We start from the raw sequence: 19,943 nt of genomic DNA on the forward strand, positions 1-19,943 counted from the left end.
CAAATACCCCGGGCCTACCTAACTTTCTCTGGCCACATCGCACTCACGCAGCCCTGGGGGGACGCACCATGGGACACGCCCGCACGAGACACACCCGTAAGAGACTCGCGCAGTTGGCCGCGGCCGCGCTGCTGCTGTCCGCCGCCACCGCGCTGCCCGCCTCGGCCCTGCCCGGCTCGGCGGAAGGCCCCGCGGACGGCTCCGCCAAGCCGCTCTCCTCCCCCGCCGAGGCGACGGCCTTCGCGAAGAAGCTCGGCGCCGACCGGACCGGCGGCACGTACGTCAAGGACGGCCGGACCGTCGTCGCGGTGACCGACAAGGCCGCCGCGCAGTCCGTCCGCGACGCCGGCGGGACCCCGGAGCTGGTCGCTCGTAGCACCGCCGAACTGAACGCGCTGCACCGCAAGTTGGACGCCCTGGGGAACATCCCCAACACGAGCTGGGGCGTCGAGGCGAGCGCCAACCAGGTGAGCGTGGACGTCTTCGACGGGGCACCGGCCGCCGGCCGGGCAAAGATCGAGAAGCTGGCCCAGGCCCACCCGGACGCGATCCGCGTCAACAGGCTCGACACCAAGCTGAAGTTCAAGGCCACCGACCTGCGCGGCGCCAACGGGATCACGTCGAGCGGCTGGCTGTGCAGCGCCGGGTTCAACACGAAGAACTCCTCGGGGACGATCTACACGCTCACCGCGGGCCACTGCGTGCCGGGCACCGGCAACACCTGGTACATGGCGCACAACAACGCCAAGATCGGCACCCAGACCGCGTACACCTTCGGCTCCGGCACCAGCGGCACCACCGGCACCTGTGACGGCTCCACGCGCGCGTGCGACTGGGCGAGCATCAAGGCGGACGTCACGAGCATCAACCCGCTGGGCACGGTCCGGTACTGGGGCGGCGACTACCACCAGATCGAGAGCTCCCGGTTCCCGACGGAGGGCGAGCACATCGACCGGATCGGCGTCAGCAGCCAGGACCTGACGGGCAACGTCACCAAGACGAGCACGACCGTCAACATCGACGGCGAGACGCTCTACGGGATGATGGAGACGAACAACTGCGCCCTCGGTGGCGACAGCGGTGGACCGGCGGTGCACGGCACGGTGGCTCTGGGGATGCTCTCCGGCGGCACGAGCGAAACGGTGTGCACCTCCAGCTCCAGCGGCACGTACCGGAATTACTTCACCAGGGTGCAGACCGTGCTGAACGAGCGTGGGCTGCACGTCTACTGACCGTCCGGTGACCGTCCAGGAGGACACATGCGCAGCGGGGGAGTTCGCTCCGGCGGCCGGTGGGCGCGCCTCGTCGTCCTGTCCGTCGTCGGGCTCGTCGCCGTGACCGGTTGCGGCGGCGCCGGGAAGGTGGCGGGCGACGGCGGGGACGCGCTCGCGGAGCGGGCCCGGCGGGTCGCCGACGCCTGGGACGGCTCCCCCGCGGCCACCGCGTGGCGCACCGCCGGCTACCACCCCACCGGGGAGCCGGTGCGGCTGCCGCGCGGCGGCCTTCACGATGGCGCCGACCAACAGGCGTACGAGCGGCGGAACTTCAAGCTCGCGGGCGGCGGCCTGCCCGGCACCGCCCCGAAGACCGGAGAGGTGACGTGGCCGTCCGGGGGCGCATCCGTCGTACGTCCGCTGGTGGGGGCCGAGGAGTCGTACGACGCGCTGGCCGGGCCGAGTGACGCGAACGAGCCCCATCTCTCGGTACGCGCGGTGGAGTTGGGGCGGATGACAGTGGCCACCAGCCGTGGGCCGGCGCTCGTCCCCGCCTGGATCTACACGCTCGACGGCTACTCGACCCCGCTGAAGCAGGCCGCCGCCGTCCCGTCGGCCGCACCCCGCTCCCCCATCGCACCGACCCACGACCTCCCCGGCCTCCCGCTCGACCGCTTCCTCGGGGCCTCCCCCTCCGACGGACGGAAGGTGACGGTCGTCGCCATCCACGGCGTCTGCGACAAGGGCCCCGCGGTCGAGGCCTTGGAGACGCGCGGCAGTGTCGTCCTGTCCGCCACCGTGCCGGACCCCGACCCGGACGGTGAACGCACCTGCACCAAGCAGGGAAAGCTGGAGCGCGTCGAAGTGAAGCTGCGCGAGCCCCTCGGGGAGCGGCTCCTGCTCGACGCGCTCTCCGGCCGCCCGGTGCCCGCTCGCGGGCTCGCCGGTCTCGCCCCGTGATCAGCCGACCGTCCACCCGCCGTCGATGACCAGGTCCGTGCCCGTCATCACGGCGGCCTGCGGACCGCACAGGAACGCCACCGCCTCGGCGACCTCCTCCGGCTCCACGAGCCGCTTCACCGCGGCGTCCTTCAGCATCACGGAGTGCAGCACCTCCTCCTCGCTGATGCCGTGCGCGCGGGCCTGGTCGGCGAGCTGCTTGTCGACGAGCGGGGTGCGTACGTAGCCGGGGTTGACGCAGTTGGAGGTCACGCCGTGCGGGCCGCCCTCCAGCGCCACCACCTTCGACAGCCCTTCCAGGCCGTGCTTGGCGGTGACGTACGCGCCCTTGAACTCGGAGGCGCGCAGCCCGTGTATGGAGGAGATGTTCACGATGCGGCCCCAGCCCTGCTCGTACATGTGCGGCAGCGACTTCCGGATGATCCGGAACGGGGCCTCCAGCATGATGCGCAGCATCAGGGAGAACTTCTCCGGGTCGAACTCGTGGAGCGGCGCGACCTGTTGGATGCCCGCGCAGTTCACGACGATGTCGGCCTCGGGGACGACGGAGTCGAGCGTGTCGAGCTCGGACAGGTCCGCGACGACCGCGTCCCCGCCCGTCTCGGCCGCGAGGCTGTGCACGGCATGCGCGTTCAGGTCGAGCCCGATGACGTGGGCCCCGGCTCGCGCCAGGCGCAGGGCGGTGGCGCGGCCGATGCCGCTGGCGGCGCCGGTGACGAGGGCGCGGCGGCCGGCCGGATCGGAGGGGTGGGAGGAGTCGGAGGAGTGGGAGGAGGACGTGCTGCTCACCTGGGTGCCTTTCTGCGAGTGACGAAGCTACGAGTGACGAAGCGGGGGACGCCGCCTATCGCCGCGCGAGGTAGTCGTGGGCGAGTTCCGCGCGCGGCAGGGTGAGGTCGGTGAGGACGTGCGAGACCTTGACGATCTCCCGTACGGGCAGGTCGGCGAGCGGGGCGAGGGCGTGCTCGAAGAGCTGGAGGCGGGCCGGTCCCGTCCAGGCGCCCTTGATGGTGAGGTCGGTGATCCGCGAGCGGACGAGTTCGCAGATGCGGGGCCTGCCACCGTCGTAGCCGGGGATCATCTTGAGCATGTACGTGGGCGCGGCGACCTCCTCGCGCGCCTCCTCTTCGCTGAGCGTGGCGTGCTTGAAGCCCATGGTGGCGGTGGCCACCCGCAGCGATCCGTAGTCGAGGGTGCCGACCAGGGTGTCGGAGTCGGTGCAGAGGCGGGGTGTGCCGAGCTTCTTCGGGTACGCGCTCGCCTCCCGGCCGAGCGCGATCGCGGGCCCGTTGTCGAGGTACATGGAGTGGATGTAGTCGGCCGCCTCGCCGTCGAGTCCGGTCACGCGGATCACCTGTCCGGACTCGGTGTAGTCGCCGAGGCCGCTGCTGTCGGGCATCCGGATCACCTCGAAGCGCACGAGCGGCTCGTCGATCCCGAGCGGCTCGGGGACCACGGCGCGCAGCGCGTCCGGGTCGGTGCGATAGGTGATGTTGAGGTACTCCCGGTCCACGAAGCGGTACGGGCCGTGCGGGAAGGCCGGTCCGTTCAGCGGGGTGGCCGGGGCGTCGAGGATGCTGCCGATGTTCATGTCCTTCGACGTTAGGGAGTGCGGTGCGGCAAGAGAAATGTGCGGCGGCCAGGTTTTATACACTGGGCGTATGAATGAGAACGATCCCGTGGATGTGGAGCTGCGGGATCTGCGCTGGTTCCTGGTGCTGGCCGAGGAGGAGCACTTCTCCCGGGCGGCGGAGCGCTGCCGGGTCACCCAGCCGACCCTGACCCGTTCCCTGGCGCGTACGGAGAGGGCGCTCGGTGTGCGTCTCGTGGACCGTACGACGCGCAGCGTGCGGCTGACGGAGGCGGGGCAGCGGCTGCACGCCGAACTGACCGCGGTGCTGCCCCGGTTGGATTCGGCGCTGCGGTCCGTGGGCGAGCGGCCCGCGCTGCGGCTCGGGTTCACGTGGCTGCTGCCGAGCGAGCTGACGCGGCGGCTCATCAGAGAGTTCGAGCGGGGGACCGGCGGGCGTCTGGAGCTGGTCCGGCGTGACGAGCGCACGGCCGGTGTCACCACGGGACACACCGACGCCGCGGTGATCCACGGCCACCCGTCCCCCGCGACCGGCCTGCACGTGGTCGAGCTGGGGATGGAGGAGCGGGTCGCGGCGGTCGGCTCCGGGCACCCGCTGGCCCGCCGCCGTCGGCTGCGCTGGGCGGAGCTCGCCGGCCACGCCCTGGTGGTCAACAAGCTGAGCGGCACGGTCGGGCCCGCCCTGTGGCCGGCCGGGGCGCGCCCGGAGGTGGCCGTCACCTGTCGTACGTACGACGAGTGGATCGAGATGGTCGCGGCGGACCGGGGTGTGGGGGTGCTGCCCCGCTCGGCGCGCGATCACCCGCACCCCGGGGTGCGCTATGTGACGATCACGGACGCCCCGTCGGCGCCGCTGGTCTTCGTGCGTCCGGCGCGGTCGCCGCATCCGCTGACGGACGAGCTGGAGCGGATCGCGCGTACGGCGGCCCAGTTGGACTGAGCCGCCGTAGGGGGGATCGCGGTGGAGAGGGGGGTCACAGGCTGCGCGCGGTGATGTCCCCGTGGTCGGTGGTGGCGTGGATGGTGAGGGCGGCCTTGGCGCCCTCGGTGTTCATCAGCGTGTTGTCGATGCGGCCGTAGCCGGTGCCCGCGTCGAGGGTGGCAGAGACGCCGGGCGCGGCGTCGACCGTCACATCGCCCATCCTGGTGCGGAGTTCGAGCGTGCCGGAGATGGCCTCGCTGATGCGGATGTCGCCCTTCTGCACCGTGATGTCTGCGGGTCCCGCCAGTCGGCCGACCGTGACATCACCTGCGTAGGCGGCCAGTCGTACACTCGCGGCCTCGTCGATCCTGACGGCGCCGTGCGCGCCCTCGCAGACGAGGTCGCCGAGCCGTCCGACGCCGCGGAACTCCACGGCCGCCGCGGTCGCCCGCACCCCGGAACCGGCGGGCAGTTGGACCGTCACCTCGATGGCGCCGGACGCCCCGAGGAACTGGTTCTTCTCGGCGGGGGCGTCGACCCGCAGGACACCGTCGGCGAACTCGACGGTGGTCTGCTCGGCGGCCTTCACGTCGCGGCCCTTCCCGGGGTCGGCGGGGCGGACCTCGACGGTGGTGTCGGCGCGGTCGGCGGCGATGACCTGGATACGGCCGGCGGGGAGGTGCAGGACGGCGGAGATCGTGGCGGGGGTGTCGAACGTACGCATCGTGCTCTCCTTGGTTCGGGTGGTGCCGGGCTTGTTTCCGATGGATGAAAAGCTACGTTGCGTTTCATGATCACTCAACGATGTTATTGCGCTGCGATTACATTGCAGCAGTTCAGAGCATCAATTTCGTTGCAACGGATGGCGGTCTAACGCAACAGAATGCGCGACTCCGTTGCATTGGGATGAGCGTGAACGCTACGCTGACGGGGCCAGGGACCACGGAACGGACCGAGGAGTGGTGGGGATGCCCGGAGGCCGGCTCACCCAGCAGGAGCGGCAGCAGATCGCGGTGGGGCTCGCCGACGGTCTCGCCTACGCCGAGATCGCCCGCCGCCTGGAGCGCCCCACCTCGACCGTCACACGCGAGGTGATGCGCAACGGCGGCCCCACCTCCTACCGCGCGGACCTCGCGCACCGCGCCACCGAGCGCCGCGCCCACCGCCGCAAGCAGCCCCCGCCCTCCGGACGCGGCACCCGGGAACCCGCGCGCGGGCGTGACGACGGGGCGGTGCGCGAGTACGAGGAGACGTTCACGACCCTGCTCATGCGGCAGGGGCTGCCGAAGATGACGGCGCGCGTGCTGACATGCCTGTTCACCAGCGACACGGGGAGTGTCACGGCGGCCGACCTCGTGCACCGCCTGGACGTCAGCCCGGCCTCCGTCTCCAAGTCCGTGGCCTTCCTCGAAGGGCAGGGCCTGATCCGGCGTCAGCGGGACGCCGGGCGCCGGGAGCGCTATGTCGTCGACGACGACGTCTGGTACCAGTCGACGGTCGCGAGCGCCCGCGGCACCGCCGAGGTCGCCGAGATCGCCCGGCAGGGCGTCGGGGTCCTCGGCCGCGACTCCCCCGCCGCCGCGCGCCTCGAGAACATCGCCCGCTTCAGCGACTTCATGAGCGAGAGCATCCTGCGCGCCGCGGACCAGGTGCGCGACATCCTCCACACGAATCCGGAATCCGAGACAGCAGCCGAATCCTGAGCGGACCCAGGACCCGAGCGGACCCAGGGCCCGCGCGGACCAGGATTCGCGCGGACCAGGACCCGCGCGGACCAGGACAGGAGCACACATGCCGCAGTCCACGAAGATCGAGTACATCGGCGCCGACGAACTGACGAAACTGCTGCCGCCGCGCGAAGCCGTCACCGCCCTCCGCGAGGCCCTCGCCGGCGGCCTCGACCCGACGGCGGGCCCGCCCCGCTCGATCCTCGAACTACCGGATGGGGCGGGCCAGTTGCTGGCCATGCCCGCCGCATCCGAGTTCGGTGTCGGGGTGAAGGCGATCTCGGCGGTGCCCGGCAACGCGGACCGCGGACTGCCCCGCATCCAGGGCGTCCACCTCGTCTTCCGGCCACCGTCCTACACCCCGGCCGCGATCGTCGACGGAGCGGCGCTGACCACGCTGCGCACCCCGGCGGTATCGGTCGCGGCGGTGCTGCCACTGCTGACCCGGCCGGGGCGGCGGTGGCGCGTCGTGGTGTTCGGAGCGGGGCCTCAAGGGACAGGCCATGTACGGACGTTGCGGGATGTCGGCGCCGAGCTGGACGACGTGACGTACGTCGTACGGGATCCGTCGCGGGCGGACCCTGAGCTGACGGGCGACGACAGGGTGGTCACGCCCGGGGACGTCGAACCATGGCTCCGCCGGGCCGACTTGGTGGTGTGTGCCACGCCCTCCCCCACCCCCGTCCTCGACTCGGCCCTGCTCGCCGACGACGCGGTCGTGCTGGCCGTCGGCTCGCACGACCCCGACGCCCGCGAGGTCGACTCGGCGCTGACGGCGCGCGCTCAAGTCATCGTGGAGGATCCGGCCACGGCGCTGCGGGAGTGCGGGGACATCGTGCTCCCGGTGGCCGAAGGGGTGCTGTCCGCCGGGCGGTTGGTGCCCATGGCGGCGGTCGTCCGGGGCGAGTCGGAACTCGCCCCGGACCGGCCCGTCCTGTTCAAGGGATCGGGCATGGCCTGGCAGGATGCCGTCGTCGCGGACGCCGCGGTACGAGCGCTCGACGCACGCTGAACGACGTGCTCGCCTCTAGCTCACCGCGTACGACAGCTGGTAGTTGGCGCCGTCACGGGTGAAGTGGAGCGTGCCGCTGCCGCTTCGGACCGTGTGCGCGCCCAGGAAGTCGTCGTCGTCGCCGGGGTTGTAGTCGGCCTCGTAGAGCTTGACGACGGCCTTGGACGTGAACGAGATGTACTGGTCGACCTTGTAGCTCTCGCCGTCGTCCATCGACGTGAACAGCACGTTGTCGCCGTTCACCTTGAGTATGACGTCGTCGTCGAAGGTCAGGTCCTCCTGGGTGACGCACTTCAGGGTCTTCAAGTGGAGATCGGGCATGGTGTTGCTCCCACCGTTTCTTCGCGGTTCGGTCGTGCGTTTCGGTCGTGCGGTCGTTCGGTGAAAATGATCACCGGCCCGGGACCGTGCCCGATCACCCACACCCGTAAACGGAACACACCGCTCCCAACTCTCGTGTATCGCCCAATATTTGACGCGACAATGATCAAGTCGCGTGCCTATCGTCGGCCGCATGGCTGACGCATGCTTCGGGCACCCCAGACTCGCCGCGCTCTACGATCCGCTCGACCCGGACCGCGGCGACCTCGACGCCTATCTGCGGATCGCGCGGGAGCTGCGGGCGCGCCAGGTACTGGACATCGGTTGCGGAACCGGGGTGTTCGCGCTGCTCCTCGCCGACGAAGGGGTCGAGGTCACCGGCGTCGACCCGGCCGCGGCCTCCGTCGACGTCGCACGCGGCAAGCCGGGGGCCGAGCGGGTGCGGTGGATCAGCGGCGACGTGTCCGCGCTGCCGCCGCTGCGGGTCGACCTCGCGACGATGACCGCGAACGCCGCCCAGGCCATCGCCGACCCGCGGGCGTGGCGGAACACGCTGCGAGGAGCGTACGAGGCCCTGCGCCCCGGCGGACACCTCGTCTTCGAGACCCGGGTTCCGGCCCGCCGCGCCTGGGAGGGGTGGACCCGTGCGCGCACCCGGCAGGTGACGGACGTTCCGGGTGTCGGCCCGGTCGAGCACTGGAACCAAGTGACGGACGTGGACGGGCCGTTGGTGACCTTTCGCGGGACGTTCGTGTTCCGCGCGGACGGTGCGGTCCTGACCTCGGACTCGACGTTGCGCTTCCGGGAGCGGGAGGAGGTCGAGCGGGATCTGCGCGCGCAGGGCTACGAGGTGGTGGAGGTGCGCGAGGCACCCGACCGGCCGGGCCTTGAGTACGTCTTCGTGGCGCGCCGCCCGCACGAGCAGTGAAACGCCCCCCCCGCCCGGGGTCGGATCAGCTCGGCGGGGTGTACCGGCCGTCGATCGCCGTCCAGCCGCCGTCCACGAACAGTTGACTGCCCGTCACGAACGACGAGGCGTCGGAGGCCAAGTAGACGACCGCGCCCGCGAGTTCGTCGGGGCGTGACCAGCGGCCGAGGGCGCTCTTGTCGGCGTACGCGTCCGACCACTCCGGTACGGCGCGGATCTGCGCGGTCAGCGGGGTGGACACGACGCCCGGCGCGATGGTGTTCACGCGCACGCCGGAAGGGCCCAGTTCGGCGGCTGCCGTCCGGGCGAGCTGGACGAGCCCCGCCTTCGTGGCCGCGTACACACCCTGGCCGGGTTCCACGGTCACGGCGCGGATCGAGCTGAACCCGACGATGCTGCCCCGGCCGCGCTCCGCCATCCCGCGCCCGAACGCCCGGACCAGGTCGAACGAGGCCCGCAGGTTGAGGGAGACGACCCGGTCGAACTCCTCCGACGTGTAGTCGAGGAGGCGTTTGCGGACGTTCGTCGCCGCCGTGAACACGAGGACGTCGACCGGGCCGAGGTCGTCGGCGGCGCGGTCGACGGCGGCCGTGTCGAGGACGTCCAGGGTGTACGCCGACATCCCGGGGGCCAGCGCCGCCGACTCCCGCGCCGCCTTCGCGTCGCGGTCCGCGCACACCACGTCGGCGCCGTGCGCGGCGAGGGCCAGCGCGCTCTCCCTGCCGATGCCGCCGCCGGCGCCCACGACGACCGCTCTGCGTCCATCGAGGCGGAACAGGCGTGCGTAGTCCGGGCGTTGTGCGCCTTCCGCCGGATCTTCCGTCGGACCTTCCGTCGGCTGTTCCGTCGTCACCGTGTCACCGGCCCTTCTTCTGCGTGTTCCGCGTGCTCGGGCGGATCACTGCCATGCGGGTCACCGTCAGTTCGTCGATCGCGAACCTCGGGCCCTCGCGGCCGGTCCCGGAGTCCTTCACGCCGCCGTACGGCATGGTGTCGGAGCGGAAGCCGGGGACCTCGTTGACGACGACGCCGCCCGCCTCCAGGCGGTCGACGGCGGCGAACGCGGTGTCCAGGGACGCGGTGTAGACGCTGGCGTGGAGTCCGTAGCGCGAGGCGTTGACCAGGGCGAACGCCGAGTCGATGTCGGGGACGGAGCGGAGGCACACCACTGGGCCGAAGACCTCCTCGCTCCAGACGGCGAGTTCGGGGTCCGGGTCCAGGAGGAGGGCCGGTTCCAGTACGCCGCCGTCGAGTACCCGGCCGCCCGCCGCGAGCGTGGCGCCCGCCTTGACCGCCTCCTCCACCCACGTACGTACGCGCGCGGTCGAGGCCGTGTCGATGAGGGCCGAGACACGTGTGTCGGGCTCGCGCGGGTCGCCGGTCGTGATGTCCGGGACACGTGCCTTCAGGCGGGCCACGAACTCCTCGCGCACCGCGTCCTCCACGACGACGCGCTGCACGCTGATGCAGGCCTGCCCGGAGGCGTAGTACCCGCCGCGTACGACGGCGTCCGCGGCGGCGTCGAGGTCGGCGTCGGCGGCCACCAACAGGGCGGCGTTGGAGCCGAGTTCGAGGAGCGTCTTGGTGGGGGCCGCGTCCTTGGCGATACGGTGGCCGACGGCGGCGGAGCCGGTGAAGGACACCGCGCCGATCCGGCGGTCGGTGGTGAGCGCCCGGCCCACCTCCGGTCCCCCGGTGACGAGTTGGACCGCCGCCCGTGGCGCCCCGGCCTCGTGCAGCGCCTCGCGCAGCAGGTGGGCGAACCACAGGGTGGCGAGGGGTGTCTGCGGGGCGGGCTTGGCGATGACGGGGCAGCCCGCCGCGAGCGCGGGCGCGACCTTGTGCGCGGCGAGCAGCAGCGGGTAGTTGAAGCCGGCGATGCCGACGACGACGCCGATCGGCTTGCGGGTCCAGAAGCCGAGCAGTCCCTCGCCGGAGGGCAGCAGGTCGAGCGGGACCGTCTCGCCGTGCAGCCGGGCCACCTCCTCGGCGGACGTCCGCAGGGTCAGCAGCGTGCGGTCCACCTCGACCCGGCAGTCCACCAGCGGTTTTCCCGTCTCCAGTACGAGGAGTCGCTCGATGTCGGCGCGGCGCGCGGCGAGGGCGTCGTGGGTCGCGGTCAGGGCCGCGGCGCGGGTGTGCGAGGGGAGCCGGGCGACCGTGTCACGGACCGCGACCGCCTCGTCCAGTGCCCGGACCGCCAGTGCGGTGTCGCCGACCGGCGCGCGGCCGATCACCGTCCCGTCGTACGGGAAGCGGACCTCCTCACTGGACGGTGCCGGCAGCCATGTGTCGCCGACCGGCAGGCCGTCGGGGCACTCCGTCGCCCACTGTGCACTCACGCGCGGTACTCCTCCTGCTGTTGGTGTGCCGCATGCTCCGGGGGCTCCGGGGGCTCCGCGTACTCCTGGTCGAGGTCCTGGTTGAGGTCGGCCGCGGTCACGCCCGCGAGGGCCTTCTCCAGCGTGGGCACGGCGGCGATCAGCCGCTGCGTGTAGGGGTGTTGGGGGTTGTCGTAGAGCTGTTCCGTCGGGCCGATCTCGACGATCTCGCCCTCCCGCATGACGGCGACGCGCTCGCACACGTGCCGTACGACGGACAGGTCGTGGGAGACGAGGACGAGCGTCAGGTCGAGTTCCTCGACGAGGTCGGTGACGAGGTTGAGGACCTGGGCGCGTACGGACACGTCAAGGGCGCTGACCGGTTCGTCCGCCACGAGGATGTGCGGGCGTGGGGCGAGGGCGCGGGCAAGGGAGATGCGCTGGCGCTGGCCGCCGGAGAACTGGTGCGGGTAGCGGCGCCCGGCGGCCGCGTCGAGGCCGACGGATTCGAGGAGTTCGGCCACCCGCCGCTTGCGGTCCCCGATGCCCTGCGCGACGAGTGGTTCGGCGACGGTGTCGGCCACCCGCATGCGTGGGTCGAGCGAGCTCATCGGGTCCTGGAACACGAGCTGGAGGCGTTCGCGGACGAAACGGAGCCGGCGTTCGCTCAGCCGCGTGATGTCACGTCCCTCGACCTCGACGGTGCCCGATGTCGGCTTGTCGAGCCCGGCGAGGATGCGCAGCAGCGTCGACTTGCCGCACCCTGACTCCCCCACGATGCCGAAGCGTTGGCCGCGCGGCACGGAGAAGGTGACGCCCCGCAGCGCCTGTACGGGGGGCGAGGGTGTGCGCAGGGAGGTGCGGGGGCGGTGGTAGTCGCGGGTGATGTCGGTGACGCGGAGGGCGTCGGTGCGCTTCGGCCGCTGCTCAGGCACGGTCTACCCCCTGGCGCTTGTGGTCCTGCGCCGTGGTCGCGGGGTCCTGCGCCGTCGTCGCGGGGTCCGGAACCGTCGTCGCGGGGTCCGGCACCGGGTGGAAGCACGCGTAGCCGGAGTCGGGGCCCGTCGGGGTCCACTCGGGGCGGTTCGCGCAGCGATCGGTGGCGGCGGTGCAGCGGCTGCGGAAGACACATCCGGAGGGAAAGGCGCCGGCCGGTGGCACCGTTCCTGCGATGGTGGCGAGGCGGCCGCGCTCGTCCACGGCCGTCAGGTCGGACGCGCCGATCAGTCCCTGTGTGTACCGGTGCCGGGGGCGTGTGAACACCTCCCGTACGGGCCCGGATTCGACGACCCGGCCCCCGTACATCACCATGACACGCTCGCAGGCCGTGGCGACCACGGCCAGGTCGTGGGTGATGAACAGGAGCGCCGAGCCGCGCCCTTGGACGCCGCGCACGATGAGGTCGAGGACGCGGGCCTGCACGGTGACGTCGAGGGCGGTGGTGGGTTCGTCGCAGACCAGCAGGGCGGGGTCGTTGGCGAGGGCGATGGCGAGGACGACGCGCTGGCGCTGGCCGCCGGAGAACTGGTGCGGGTAGGCACGCGCGGCCGTCGCCGGGTCGGGCAGTCCGACCTGGTCGAGGAGGTCCACGGCGGCGGCGTGGGCGGAGGCGCGGTCGGGGCGTGTGCGGTGCACGAGGAGGACCTCGGCGATCTGGCGGCCGACGCGCATCGTGGGGTTGAGGGCGGTCATGGGCTCCTGGAACACCATGGCGATGTCCTTGCCGCGGACGCGGGACATGTGTCTCTCGTCGGCGCCGATGAGGTCGTGGCCGACACCGGCCAGCTTCACCGAGCCGGTGGCGTGCAGTCCTTCGGGGAGCAGGCCCATGAGGCCGAGCGAGGTGAGGGACTTGCCGGAGCCGGATTCGCCGATGAGGCCGACGCGTTCACCGGACCGGATGGTGAACTCGACGTCCTGGACGAGCGGTTGGCCGCCGCCGTCGCCCTTCGTCCGTACGTCGAGTCCGCGCACGGTCAGCACCTCGTCCGGCGGGGTGTCCACTGCGGCGGTCATCGGCGGTCCTCCACCTTGGGGTCGAATCGGTCGCGCAGCCCGTCGCCGAGCAGGTTGAATCCGAGCACGGCCACCGCGATGGCGAGGCCGGGGAAGACTGCGAGGCGGGGCGCGGCGGCGAGGAGTTCCTGGCTCTCCTGGAGCATCCGGCCCCAGGACGGGGTGGGTGGCGGGGTGCCGAAGCCGAGGAAGGAGAGCGCGGCCTCGGCGAGCACGGCGAGGGCGAAGCCGACGGAGGCCTGCACGATGACGAGGCCGCTGACGTTCGGCAGCACGTGCCGCAGCGCGATGGCGAACGGCCCGCGCCCGGCGGCCCGCGCCGCCGTCACGTACTCCGTACTCATCACCTGGAGGGTGCCGCCGCGGATCAGGCGGGCGAAGCTGGGGATGGCGGCGATGCCGATTGCGATCATGGCGACGCCGGTGCCCGCGCCGTAGACGGCGGCGAGCATGATGGCGAGCAGCAGGGCGGGGAAGGCGAGGACGAGGTCGTTTCCGCGCATGAGGAGTTCGCCCGCCCAGCGTGGGCCCATCCCGGCGAGGATGCCGAGCGGGACGCCGACGAGCGCGGCGACGCCGACCGCGACGAACCCGACGTAGAGCGTCGTCCGCGAGCCGATCAGGATCTGGCTGAAGACGTCGCGGCCGTACTTGTCGGTGCCGAACCAGTAGTCGGCGGACGGCTGTTGGAGGCGGACGGCCGGGTCCACGAGCGTCGGGTCGTGCGGTGTCCATACGAAGGACAGCAGCGCCATGCCGACGACGAGCGCGACGACGGTCCCGCCGACGAGCAGCGAGCCGGGCAGCGGCCCGCGGCGGCGCCGCGCGACCACGGCCGTGTCAAGGACTTCGCTTGCAGCCATCACCCACGCACCCTGAGTCGAGGATCGATCACGAGATAGGCCAGGTCCACCAGGAAGTTCACGAGCAGCACCGCCGCCGCGAGGATCATGACGACGTCCTGGACGACGATGAGGTCCCGGCTCGCGACACTGTCGAGCAGCAGGCTGCCGAGGCCGGGGATCACGAAGACGCGCTCGATGACGACGGCGCCGACGAGGAGCGTCGCGAGTTGCAGCGCGAGGACGGTGACCACGGGCACGGACGCGTTGCGCAGCCCGTGCCTTACGAGAGCCTGCGTCGGGCGCAGGCCCTTGGCGCGGGCGGTGCGCAGATAGTCCTCGCGCAGCACGTCGAGGACGGCGCTGCGGACGTAGCGGGTGAGGACGGCGGCCTGGACGAGGCCGAGGGAGAGCGCGGGCATCAGGAGCTGTTTGAGGAAGAGCGCCGGATCGTCCGCGGGCGGGGTCCAGCCGTTCGCGGGCAGCCAGCCGAGCCCCACCGCGAACACGGTGATCATGAGGATGCCGGCGAGGAACGCCGGTACAGCGACGCCGAGTTGGGACAGCGCCGACAGGACGAGCCCGGACGGCTTGCGGTGCCGTACCGCCATCAGCGTGCCGAGCGGCACCGCCACGAGGCAGGCGATGACCATGGCGGTGCCGACGAGCCACAGCGTGACAAGGAGCCGGTCGGTGAGCTGCGGCGCGATGGGTGTGTGGGAGATGTAGGAGTCGCCGAGGTCGAAGGTGGCCAGGTCGTGCAGCCAGCCGGTGTACTGGTCGAGGAGGGGGCGGTCGAGGCCGAACTGTTCGCGCAGCGCCGTCACCGCCGAGTCGGAGGCGCCGGTGCCGAGGGCGACGCGCGCGGGGTCGCCGGGCAGCACCGCCATGAACGCGAACACCACGACGGAGCTCACGAACAGGCTCGCCACCAGGATCGCGAGCCGCCGCACCAGTCGGACGATCATCGGTTGGGGCCGCCTTTCAGGACCGGCTGGAGGGGTGGGAGGAGCCGGACCGGCCGAGGCCGGTGAGGTCGAGGGACTCGGTGACACTGTTCACCGGCAGTCCGGTGATGTCCGCGTCGGCCACCATCAGGTTCGGCAGCAGGAACAGCCAGTCGGCGGCGGCGTCCTTCGAGAGTGTCCGGGCGGCGGCGCGCATGGCCGTCAGCTGCTCTTCCTGGCTGCCGACATCCGCCTTCGCCAGCAGATCGCGGAATCCGGGGCTGTCGTAGCGGGTGTAGTAGTTCTTGTCGCCGAACACGGCGGCCATGTCTCGGGGTTCGACATGGGACATGATCGTCATGTCGTAGTCGGCGTTCTTGAACACGGTCGAGAGCCACGCCGCCGGGAACTCCAATTGGCTCAACTCGACTTTGAATCCTGCCTGTTCGAGCTGGCTTTTGACGACGGTGCCGCAGGCGGTGGCGTACGGCAGCGTCGGAATGCGCAGCCGAAGGGTGTGTCCGGCCTGACCGGACTCCTTGAGGAGCCGGCGCGCCTTGTCCCTGTCGTACGGATACAGGCCGGTGAGGTCCTGGTACCAGGGGTCGGTCGGCGGCACCATGCTGCCGATGAGCTTGCCGCGCCCTCCCCAGCAGGTGTCGACGAGGGCCTTGTGGTCGATGGCGTACTGGACGGCCTGCCGGGCCTTCTTGCTCCGCATGGGCCCTGAACCGTTGTTCAGGGAGAGCATGACCTCGCCGTTGGTGGAGCCCTCGATGACGCGGTACTTGGGGTTGTTCTCGAACCGGTAGAGGGAGTCCGGGGACTGCATCGCGCCGATCATGTCGATGGTGCCCGTGAGCAGCGCGTTGTTCATCGCCGTCGGGTCCTTGAAGTACTTGAGTGTGACCGTGTCGAAGTGCGGTGCCGGTCCCCAGTAGCCGGGGCGGCGGGCGAGCGTGAGGGAGTCGCCGCGGTTCCACTTCTTCAGTTCGTACGGTCCTGTGCCGACGGGCCGCGTCGCCAGCTTGTCGACTCCGGTGCGGCTGAACATCGCGCCGGTACGCGTCGTCATCCGGTACAGCCAGTCGTTGCTCGGCCTCTTCAGCGTCACCCTCAACTCGTCGCGGGAGACGGCCCGTACGTGGTCCACGACGCTCATCTGGGCCTTCAGCGCGACGGTCCACTTGGGGACGACGCGCTCGATGGAGAACTTGGCGTCCTTCGCGGTGAACGGGGCGCCGTTGCTGAAGGTGGCGTCCTTGGTGAGGTGGAAGGTGTACGTCCTGCGGTCCTTCGACAGCTCCCAGGAGCGGGCGAGCGCGGGCCGGATCCGGCCGTGCTGGTCGAGCTTCACCAGGTTCTCGTAGATGTTGTAGAGCAGCGCCTGCGGGATGGCGGCGCCGTCCGTCTTCGTGAAGTCCAGGTTGGCGGGTTCGGCGGTGACACCGATCGCGAGGGAGTCCCCTGGGCCTTCGGGGCGGGATCCGGCGGCGGTGGACCCGGCGGTGCACGCGGCCGTGGCGGACAGGAGGAGGCAGGAGAGAAGGGCTCCGGAGGTCCGGACGAGCCGAGCCGTCTTGCTGTCCCGCGCCATGCACGACACCTTCCGCTGCAACTGGCCTGACCAGTAAGCTCACTTGACAGGTACCGTGACGACTGACGCGGCGCCTGTCAAGAGGAGAGGTTGCGGATGCCGATGCGCGGCGAAGAGAACCTGGCCACCCTGTCCGCCGTCGAGATGACCGCCCGCTTCGCCGACCGCTCGGTGTCACCGGTCGAGGTGCACGACGCCGTGCAGTCGGTGATCGAGGCGCGCGAAGGTGTGCTGAACGCGTTCTGGGTGCGGGACGACCCCGCCGGGTCCCGGAAGCGCGCCGAGGAGAGCGAGGCCCGCTGGACGGCCGGGGCGCCGCTCGGTCCCGTCGACGGGGTGCCGGTGACACTGAAGGAGAACATCGGCCGCAGAGGTGTGCCGATGCCTTCGGGCAACGCGGGCGTGGCGCCGGTCGTGCCCGCGCGGGACGCGCCGATCACCGAACGGGTCCTGGAATCGGGCGGGTTGGTGCTCGGCTCCACGGTCATGCCGGACTGGGGCATGCTGTCGTCCGGCGTCTCCAGCAAGCACGGCATCACGCGCAGCCCCTGGAACCCGGCCTGGACGACGGGCGGTTCGAGCTCGGGAGCGGGCGCGGCTGCCGCCGGCGGGTACGGCCCGCTGCACGTCGGCTCGGACATCGGCGGCTCGATCCGCCTTCCCGGTACGTGGCTGGGGCTCGCCACCCTCAAGCCGAGCGACGGCCGAATCCCGCTGGACACGCCCTACTTGGGGCGAGCGGCGGGCCCGATGGCACGCACGGTCGCGGACCTGGCCCTGCTCATGCGGGTGTTGAGCCGCCCGGACCCGCGCGACTGGACGAGCCTGCCGCCGCAGGACATCGACTGGTCGCGCCTGGAGTGCGAGGCGCGCGGCCTGCGGGTGGGGCTGCACCTGGACGCGGGGTGCGGCGGCGCGCGCGACCCGGAGGTGGTGGCGGCGGTGCGCGCGGCGGCCGAGGTGTTCGAGGCGGCGGGCGCGGCTGTCGAACCGGTCGAGCCGTTCATGACGCAGGAACTCCTCGACGACCTGGACCTGTTCTGGCGGGTCCGCTCCTGGAACGACCTGCGCCAGCTGTCCCCCGATGCCGCGCTGCGCGTGCACCCGTACGTGATGGGCTGGTGCCGGGAGGGCGCGGACGTGCCGGGGACCCGGGTGCTGCACTGCTACCAGCAGATCATGCGGATCCAGGCCAGGACGGTCGAGGCGACCCTCCCGTACGACCTCGTGCTCTCACCGGTGACGCCGGTGGCGGCGTTCGCGGCGGAGCAGCCGATGCCGTTCATGGAGCCGGGCCGGACGATGTCCCACATCGGGTTCACGGCCCCGTACAACATGTCGGGCCAGCCCGCCGCGACGGTCAACTGCGGCTTTACGGCGGACGGTCGGCCCATCGGCGTACAGCTGTCGGGGCGCCGCTTCGACGACCTCGGCGTCCTGCGGGCGGCCGCGTGGTACGAGCGGCACCGACCGGCCGCGGCGGTGCCGAGGTGGCCGGACGGGGCGCTCCCGGGCGGGGCGCTCCCGGGCGGGAACGGGGAGAACCGGGAGTACGGGGAGAACGGCAAGTACGGGGAGCACGGGGAGCACGGGGAGCACGGGGAGAATGGGGAGACACCATGACGCCGGACGGGGCGCGGTTCGAGCAGGTCGCGCCCGTGCGGCTGTACCAGCGCATCGTCGAGCAGATCGAGCAGGCCATCGCGCGCGGCGACCTGAAGCCCGGTCAGCGGCTGCCCAGCGAGCGGGAGTTGGTGTCGCAGTTCGGCGCCAGCAGGCCCACGGTCCGGGAGGCGCTGCGGGTCCTGGAGAGCAGTGGCCTCATCCGCTCCCGGCCCGGTGACCCGCGCGGCCCGGAGATCCTGCCGTTCAGCACGGCGGGACTCGCCAAGGAGATGACGCGGCTCGCCCGCTTCGACACCGTCTCGATGGCCGAGCTGATCTCCTTCCGCATGATCCTCGACGGCTCGGCGAGCCAGCTCGCGGCGCGGCTGCGCACGAGCGACGAACTGTCCGCGATGGAGCGGACGGTGACGGACATGTCGGCGGCAATCACCTCTGGCTACGAGGACTTCAGCAAGGCGGACGTGGCCTTCCACGAGGTGGTCGCCCGCGCCAGCCGCAACGCCCTGATAGAGGTCTCCAACCAGGTCGTCCGCGGCGCCGTCCGCACCCTCATCGCCGACAAGGTCGCCCACGCGGACAACCGCGAGGCCCTCATGCGTACGTCGCTGCGCCACCACGAGGAGGTCCTGGCGGCCATCCGCGCGGGCGACGGCCTTGCGGCGGCGCGAATCTCACGGCGGACGCTGTACGACTACTACGCGGGGTATGTGACGGAGGGGGAACGGGAGCCGTTGCTGGCGTTGGTGGACGCGGAGGGAGGCAGGGTCGGTCATGACTGAGCGGGTCGCGGTCGTCGGCGTGGGCGTGCTGGGTGCGTGCGTGGGCTGGAATCTGGCCCGGCGGGGCGCGCGGGTGGTCCTCGTCGACGCGGCGGAGCGACCGGGCGCGGGTGTCACCAACTGGTCCTTCTCGTGGGTCAACGCCAGCAACAAGACCGTCACCAGGGCCTACTTCGACCTGAACGTCGCCGGGATGGCGGCCCACCGCGAGCTGGCCGCCGCCGTGGGGCCCGGTTCGTGGTGGCACCCCGGCGGGCATCTGCGCTGGGCGGACGATCCTGCGACGGAGGCGGAGTTCCTCAACACGGGTGAGTTGTTGGCGAGTTGGGGCTACGGGGTCGAGGTGTGCACGGGCGCCGAGGCGCGCCGCCGACTCGAACCCGCCGTCGCCCTCCCCGACGACGCGTCCGTGCTCCACTATCCGGACGAGGCGTGGGTGCACGGGCGGCGACTCGTGCGCCGCCTGGTCGACGAGGCCGTGGCGGGTGGGGCCGAACTCCGCACGGGCGCCGCGGTCCGCACCATCGACACCGGCACCGGCGGCGGTGGCGGTGGCCCGCACACGGTCACCCTCTCCGACGGTAGCCGCCTCGACGCCGACGCCGTCGTGAACGCGGCGGGGCCCGACGCCTCCCACGTCGCCGGGCTCGTCGGACGGCGGCTCCCGATGCGGCGGGAGCCGGGCGCCGTCAGCCGGATCGACTGCGGCGGGCCCGTCCCCGTCCACCGGGCCATGCACACACCCCACATCGAGGTGCGCCCCGACGGCGACACATCGATGGTGCTCCACAGCCGTGAGGTCGACGCCCTCATCGACTCGGACACGGGGCCGGCGTCCCCGGAGGAGTTCGGCCGCCTGCTGCACGCCTCGGCGCGACACGTCGTCCCCGCACTGTCCGCCGCCCACCCGGTCGAGACCCGAGTGGTCAACCGCCCCGTCCCCGCCGACGGCTTCCCCTCGGTGGGAGCGGTGCCGTCGGTGCCCGGCTACTACGAGGCCGTCACCCACAGCGGCATCACCCTCGGCCCGGTCCTCGGCCGCCTGCTCGCCGAGGAGATCCTCACCGGGCGAAGGGCCGAGCTGCTGGCGGACTACCGCCCGGAACGGTTTCCGGTCACCTGACCTCCGGGCGGGGACCC

20 protein-coding genes are annotated in these 19,943 nt (G+C 71.7%); 9 read left to right on the forward strand and 11 right to left on the reverse strand.

Annotated features, from left to right (window positions below):
• The first annotated feature begins 68 nt into the window (after positions 1 to 68).
• Both RBJ65_RS36570 and RBJ65_RS36575 read left to right on the forward strand, forming a co-directional pair.
• Complete coding sequence (locus RBJ65_RS36570) at positions 69 to 1,232, forward strand: S1 family peptidase (RefSeq protein WP_306319788.1); 1,164 nt, start codon at positions 69 to 71, stop codon at positions 1,230 to 1,232.
• 27 nt (positions 1,233 to 1,259) lie between these two features.
• Positions 1,260 to 2,174 carry a hypothetical protein gene (locus tag RBJ65_RS36575; protein WP_306319787.1) on the forward strand — a complete coding sequence of 305 codons (915 nt, stop codon included), beginning with the start codon at positions 1,260 to 1,262 and terminating at the stop codon, positions 2,172 to 2,174.
• On the opposite strand, the gene RBJ65_RS36580 is transcribed toward RBJ65_RS36575, so the two are convergent.
• Positions 2,175 to 2,963 carry a 3-hydroxybutyrate dehydrogenase gene (locus RBJ65_RS36580; RefSeq protein WP_306319786.1) on the reverse strand — a complete coding sequence of 263 codons (789 nt, stop codon included), beginning with the start codon at positions 2,961 to 2,963 and terminating at the stop codon, positions 2,175 to 2,177. It abuts the gene before it with no gap.
• 55 nt (positions 2,964 to 3,018) lie between these two features.
• Positions 3,019 to 3,765: an acetoacetate decarboxylase gene (locus RBJ65_RS36585; RefSeq protein ID WP_306319785.1), complete on the reverse strand. Its 747-nt coding sequence runs from the start codon at positions 3,763 to 3,765 to the stop codon at positions 3,019 to 3,021.
• A 70-nt stretch (positions 3,766 to 3,835) separates the two neighbouring features.
• On the opposite strand from RBJ65_RS36585, the gene RBJ65_RS36590 reads away from it, so the two are divergent.
• Complete coding sequence (locus RBJ65_RS36590) at positions 3,836 to 4,705, forward strand: LysR family transcriptional regulator (RefSeq protein WP_306319784.1); 870 nt, start codon at positions 3,836 to 3,838, stop codon at positions 4,703 to 4,705.
• Between the two features lie 34 nt (positions 4,706 to 4,739).
• Here RBJ65_RS36590 and RBJ65_RS36595 read toward each other — a convergent pair whose 3' ends face one another.
• On the reverse strand, positions 4,740 to 5,411 hold the full coding sequence (locus tag RBJ65_RS36595; RefSeq protein ID WP_306319783.1) for a DUF4097 family beta strand repeat-containing protein: 672 nt from the start codon (positions 5,409 to 5,411) through the stop codon (positions 4,740 to 4,742).
• Positions 5,412 to 5,655: 244 nt separating this feature from the next.
• On the opposite strand from RBJ65_RS36595, the gene RBJ65_RS36600 reads away from it, so the two are divergent.
• Complete coding sequence (locus RBJ65_RS36600; protein ID WP_306319782.1) at positions 5,656 to 6,390, forward strand: helix-turn-helix domain-containing protein; 735 nt, start codon at positions 5,656 to 5,658, stop codon at positions 6,388 to 6,390.
• Between the two features lie 88 nt (positions 6,391 to 6,478).
• Positions 6,479 to 7,426, forward strand: coding sequence for an ornithine cyclodeaminase family protein (locus tag RBJ65_RS36605; RefSeq protein WP_306319781.1), 948 nt, complete (start codon positions 6,479 to 6,481; stop codon positions 7,424 to 7,426).
• 15 nt (positions 7,427 to 7,441) lie between these two features.
• Here RBJ65_RS36605 and RBJ65_RS36610 read toward each other — a convergent pair whose 3' ends face one another.
• Positions 7,442 to 7,747: a hypothetical protein gene (locus RBJ65_RS36610; RefSeq protein WP_306319780.1), complete on the reverse strand. Its 306-nt coding sequence runs from the start codon at positions 7,745 to 7,747 to the stop codon at positions 7,442 to 7,444.
• Positions 7,748 to 7,940: 193 nt separating this feature from the next.
• Here RBJ65_RS36610 and RBJ65_RS36615 point away from each other — a divergent pair, with 193 nt between their 5' ends.
• Entirely contained in the window at positions 7,941 to 8,675 is a 735-nt protein-coding gene (locus tag RBJ65_RS36615) for a bifunctional 2-polyprenyl-6-hydroxyphenol methylase/3-demethylubiquinol 3-O-methyltransferase UbiG (RefSeq protein ID WP_306319779.1), read from the forward strand.
• Between the two features lie 25 nt (positions 8,676 to 8,700).
• Here RBJ65_RS36615 and RBJ65_RS36620 read toward each other — a convergent pair whose 3' ends face one another.
• From RBJ65_RS36620 to RBJ65_RS36650, 7 genes are all read right to left on the reverse strand, one after another.
• A complete protein-coding gene (locus RBJ65_RS36620; RefSeq protein WP_306319891.1) occupies positions 8,701 to 9,453 on the reverse strand; it encodes an SDR family NAD(P)-dependent oxidoreductase in 753 nt (250 codons plus the stop codon).
• A gap of 79 nt (positions 9,454 to 9,532) precedes the next feature.
• Entirely contained in the window at positions 9,533 to 11,017 is a 1,485-nt protein-coding gene (locus RBJ65_RS36625) for an aldehyde dehydrogenase family protein (protein WP_306319778.1), read from the reverse strand.
• Positions 11,014 to 11,931 carry an ATP-binding cassette domain-containing protein gene (locus RBJ65_RS36630; protein WP_306319777.1) on the reverse strand — a complete coding sequence of 306 codons (918 nt, stop codon included), beginning with the start codon at positions 11,929 to 11,931 and terminating at the stop codon, positions 11,014 to 11,016. Before RBJ65_RS36630 ends, RBJ65_RS36625 begins: the two co-directional genes overlap by 4 nt.
• Positions 11,924 to 13,012, reverse strand: coding sequence for an ABC transporter ATP-binding protein (locus tag RBJ65_RS36635; RefSeq protein WP_306319776.1), 1,089 nt, complete (start codon positions 13,010 to 13,012; stop codon positions 11,924 to 11,926). The genes RBJ65_RS36630 and RBJ65_RS36635 overlap by 8 nt, the downstream gene beginning before the upstream one ends.
• Positions 13,009 to 13,875 carry an ABC transporter permease gene (locus RBJ65_RS36640; RefSeq protein ID WP_306319775.1) on the reverse strand — a complete coding sequence of 289 codons (867 nt, stop codon included), beginning with the start codon at positions 13,873 to 13,875 and terminating at the stop codon, positions 13,009 to 13,011. The genes RBJ65_RS36635 and RBJ65_RS36640 overlap by 4 nt, the downstream gene beginning before the upstream one ends.
• A complete protein-coding gene (locus RBJ65_RS36645; protein WP_306319774.1) occupies positions 13,875 to 14,822 on the reverse strand; it encodes an ABC transporter permease in 948 nt (315 codons plus the stop codon). Before RBJ65_RS36645 ends, RBJ65_RS36640 begins: the two co-directional genes overlap by 1 nt.
• Positions 14,823 to 14,838: 16 nt before the next feature.
• Positions 14,839 to 16,398 (reverse strand): ABC transporter substrate-binding protein, encoded by a 1,560-nt coding sequence (locus RBJ65_RS36650; protein WP_306319773.1) that lies wholly within the window; start codon positions 16,396 to 16,398, stop codon positions 14,839 to 14,841.
• A 96-nt stretch (positions 16,399 to 16,494) separates the two neighbouring features.
• Here RBJ65_RS36650 and RBJ65_RS36655 point away from each other — a divergent pair, with 96 nt between their 5' ends.
• The 3 genes from RBJ65_RS36655 to RBJ65_RS36665 are packed head-to-tail and all read left to right on the forward strand — an operon-like array spanning position 16,495 to position 19,926.
• Positions 16,495 to 18,021 (forward strand): amidase, encoded by a 1,527-nt coding sequence (locus RBJ65_RS36655; RefSeq protein ID WP_306319772.1) that lies wholly within the window; start codon positions 16,495 to 16,497, stop codon positions 18,019 to 18,021.
• Positions 18,018 to 18,803, forward strand: a complete 786-nt coding sequence (locus tag RBJ65_RS36660) for a FadR/GntR family transcriptional regulator (RefSeq protein ID WP_306319771.1) — start codon at positions 18,018 to 18,020, stop codon at positions 18,801 to 18,803. The genes RBJ65_RS36655 and RBJ65_RS36660 overlap by 4 nt, the downstream gene beginning before the upstream one ends.
• Positions 18,796 to 19,926 carry an FAD-binding oxidoreductase gene (locus RBJ65_RS36665; RefSeq protein WP_306319770.1) on the forward strand — a complete coding sequence of 377 codons (1,131 nt, stop codon included), beginning with the start codon at positions 18,796 to 18,798 and terminating at the stop codon, positions 19,924 to 19,926. Before RBJ65_RS36660 ends, RBJ65_RS36665 begins: the two co-directional genes overlap by 8 nt.
• Positions 19,927 to 19,943: the final 17 nt, after the last annotated feature.

The organism is Streptomyces sp. KL109B, from assembly GCF_030766935.1.
Lineage (GTDB): Bacteria > Actinomycetota > Actinomycetes > Streptomycetales > Streptomycetaceae > Streptomyces.

What these genes read in the sequence shown, in the direction of transcription:
- RBJ65_RS36570 (WP_306319788.1), top strand. Translation starts at nt 69, where the DNA reads ATGGGACACGCCCGCACGAGACACACCCGTAAGAGACTCGCGCAGTTG.
- RBJ65_RS36575 (WP_306319787.1), top strand. Translation starts at nt 1,260, where the DNA reads ATGCGCAGCGGGGGAGTTCGCTCCGGCGGCCGGTGGGCGCGCCTCGTC.
- RBJ65_RS36585 (WP_306319785.1), bottom strand. Translation starts at nt 3,765, where the DNA reads ATGAACATCGGCAGCATCCTCGACGCCCCGGCCACCCCGCTGAACGGA.
- RBJ65_RS36590 (WP_306319784.1), top strand. Translation starts at nt 3,836, where the DNA reads ATGAATGAGAACGATCCCGTGGATGTGGAGCTGCGGGATCTGCGCTGG.
- RBJ65_RS36595 (WP_306319783.1), bottom strand. Translation starts at nt 5,411, where the DNA reads ATGCGTACGTTCGACACCCCCGCCACGATCTCCGCCGTCCTGCACCTC.
- RBJ65_RS36600 (WP_306319782.1), top strand. Translation starts at nt 5,656, where the DNA reads ATGCCCGGAGGCCGGCTCACCCAGCAGGAGCGGCAGCAGATCGCGGTG.
- RBJ65_RS36605 (WP_306319781.1), top strand. Translation starts at nt 6,479, where the DNA reads ATGCCGCAGTCCACGAAGATCGAGTACATCGGCGCCGACGAACTGACG.
- RBJ65_RS36610 (WP_306319780.1), bottom strand. Translation starts at nt 7,747, where the DNA reads ATGCCCGATCTCCACTTGAAGACCCTGAAGTGCGTCACCCAGGAGGAC.
- RBJ65_RS36615 (WP_306319779.1), top strand. Translation starts at nt 7,941, where the DNA reads ATGGCTGACGCATGCTTCGGGCACCCCAGACTCGCCGCGCTCTACGAT.
- RBJ65_RS36635 (WP_306319776.1), bottom strand. Translation starts at nt 13,012, where the DNA reads ATGACCGCCGCAGTGGACACCCCGCCGGACGAGGTGCTGACCGTGCGC.
- RBJ65_RS36640 (WP_306319775.1), bottom strand. Translation starts at nt 13,875, where the DNA reads ATGGCTGCAAGCGAAGTCCTTGACACGGCCGTGGTCGCGCGGCGCCGC.
- RBJ65_RS36645 (WP_306319774.1), bottom strand. Translation starts at nt 14,822, where the DNA reads ATGATCGTCCGACTGGTGCGGCGGCTCGCGATCCTGGTGGCGAGCCTG.
- RBJ65_RS36650 (WP_306319773.1), bottom strand. Translation starts at nt 16,398, where the DNA reads ATGGCGCGGGACAGCAAGACGGCTCGGCTCGTCCGGACCTCCGGAGCC.
- RBJ65_RS36655 (WP_306319772.1), top strand. Translation starts at nt 16,495, where the DNA reads ATGCCGATGCGCGGCGAAGAGAACCTGGCCACCCTGTCCGCCGTCGAG.
- RBJ65_RS36660 (WP_306319771.1), top strand. Translation starts at nt 18,018, where the DNA reads ATGACGCCGGACGGGGCGCGGTTCGAGCAGGTCGCGCCCGTGCGGCTG.
- RBJ65_RS36665 (WP_306319770.1), top strand. Translation starts at nt 18,796, where the DNA reads ATGACTGAGCGGGTCGCGGTCGTCGGCGTGGGCGTGCTGGGTGCGTGC.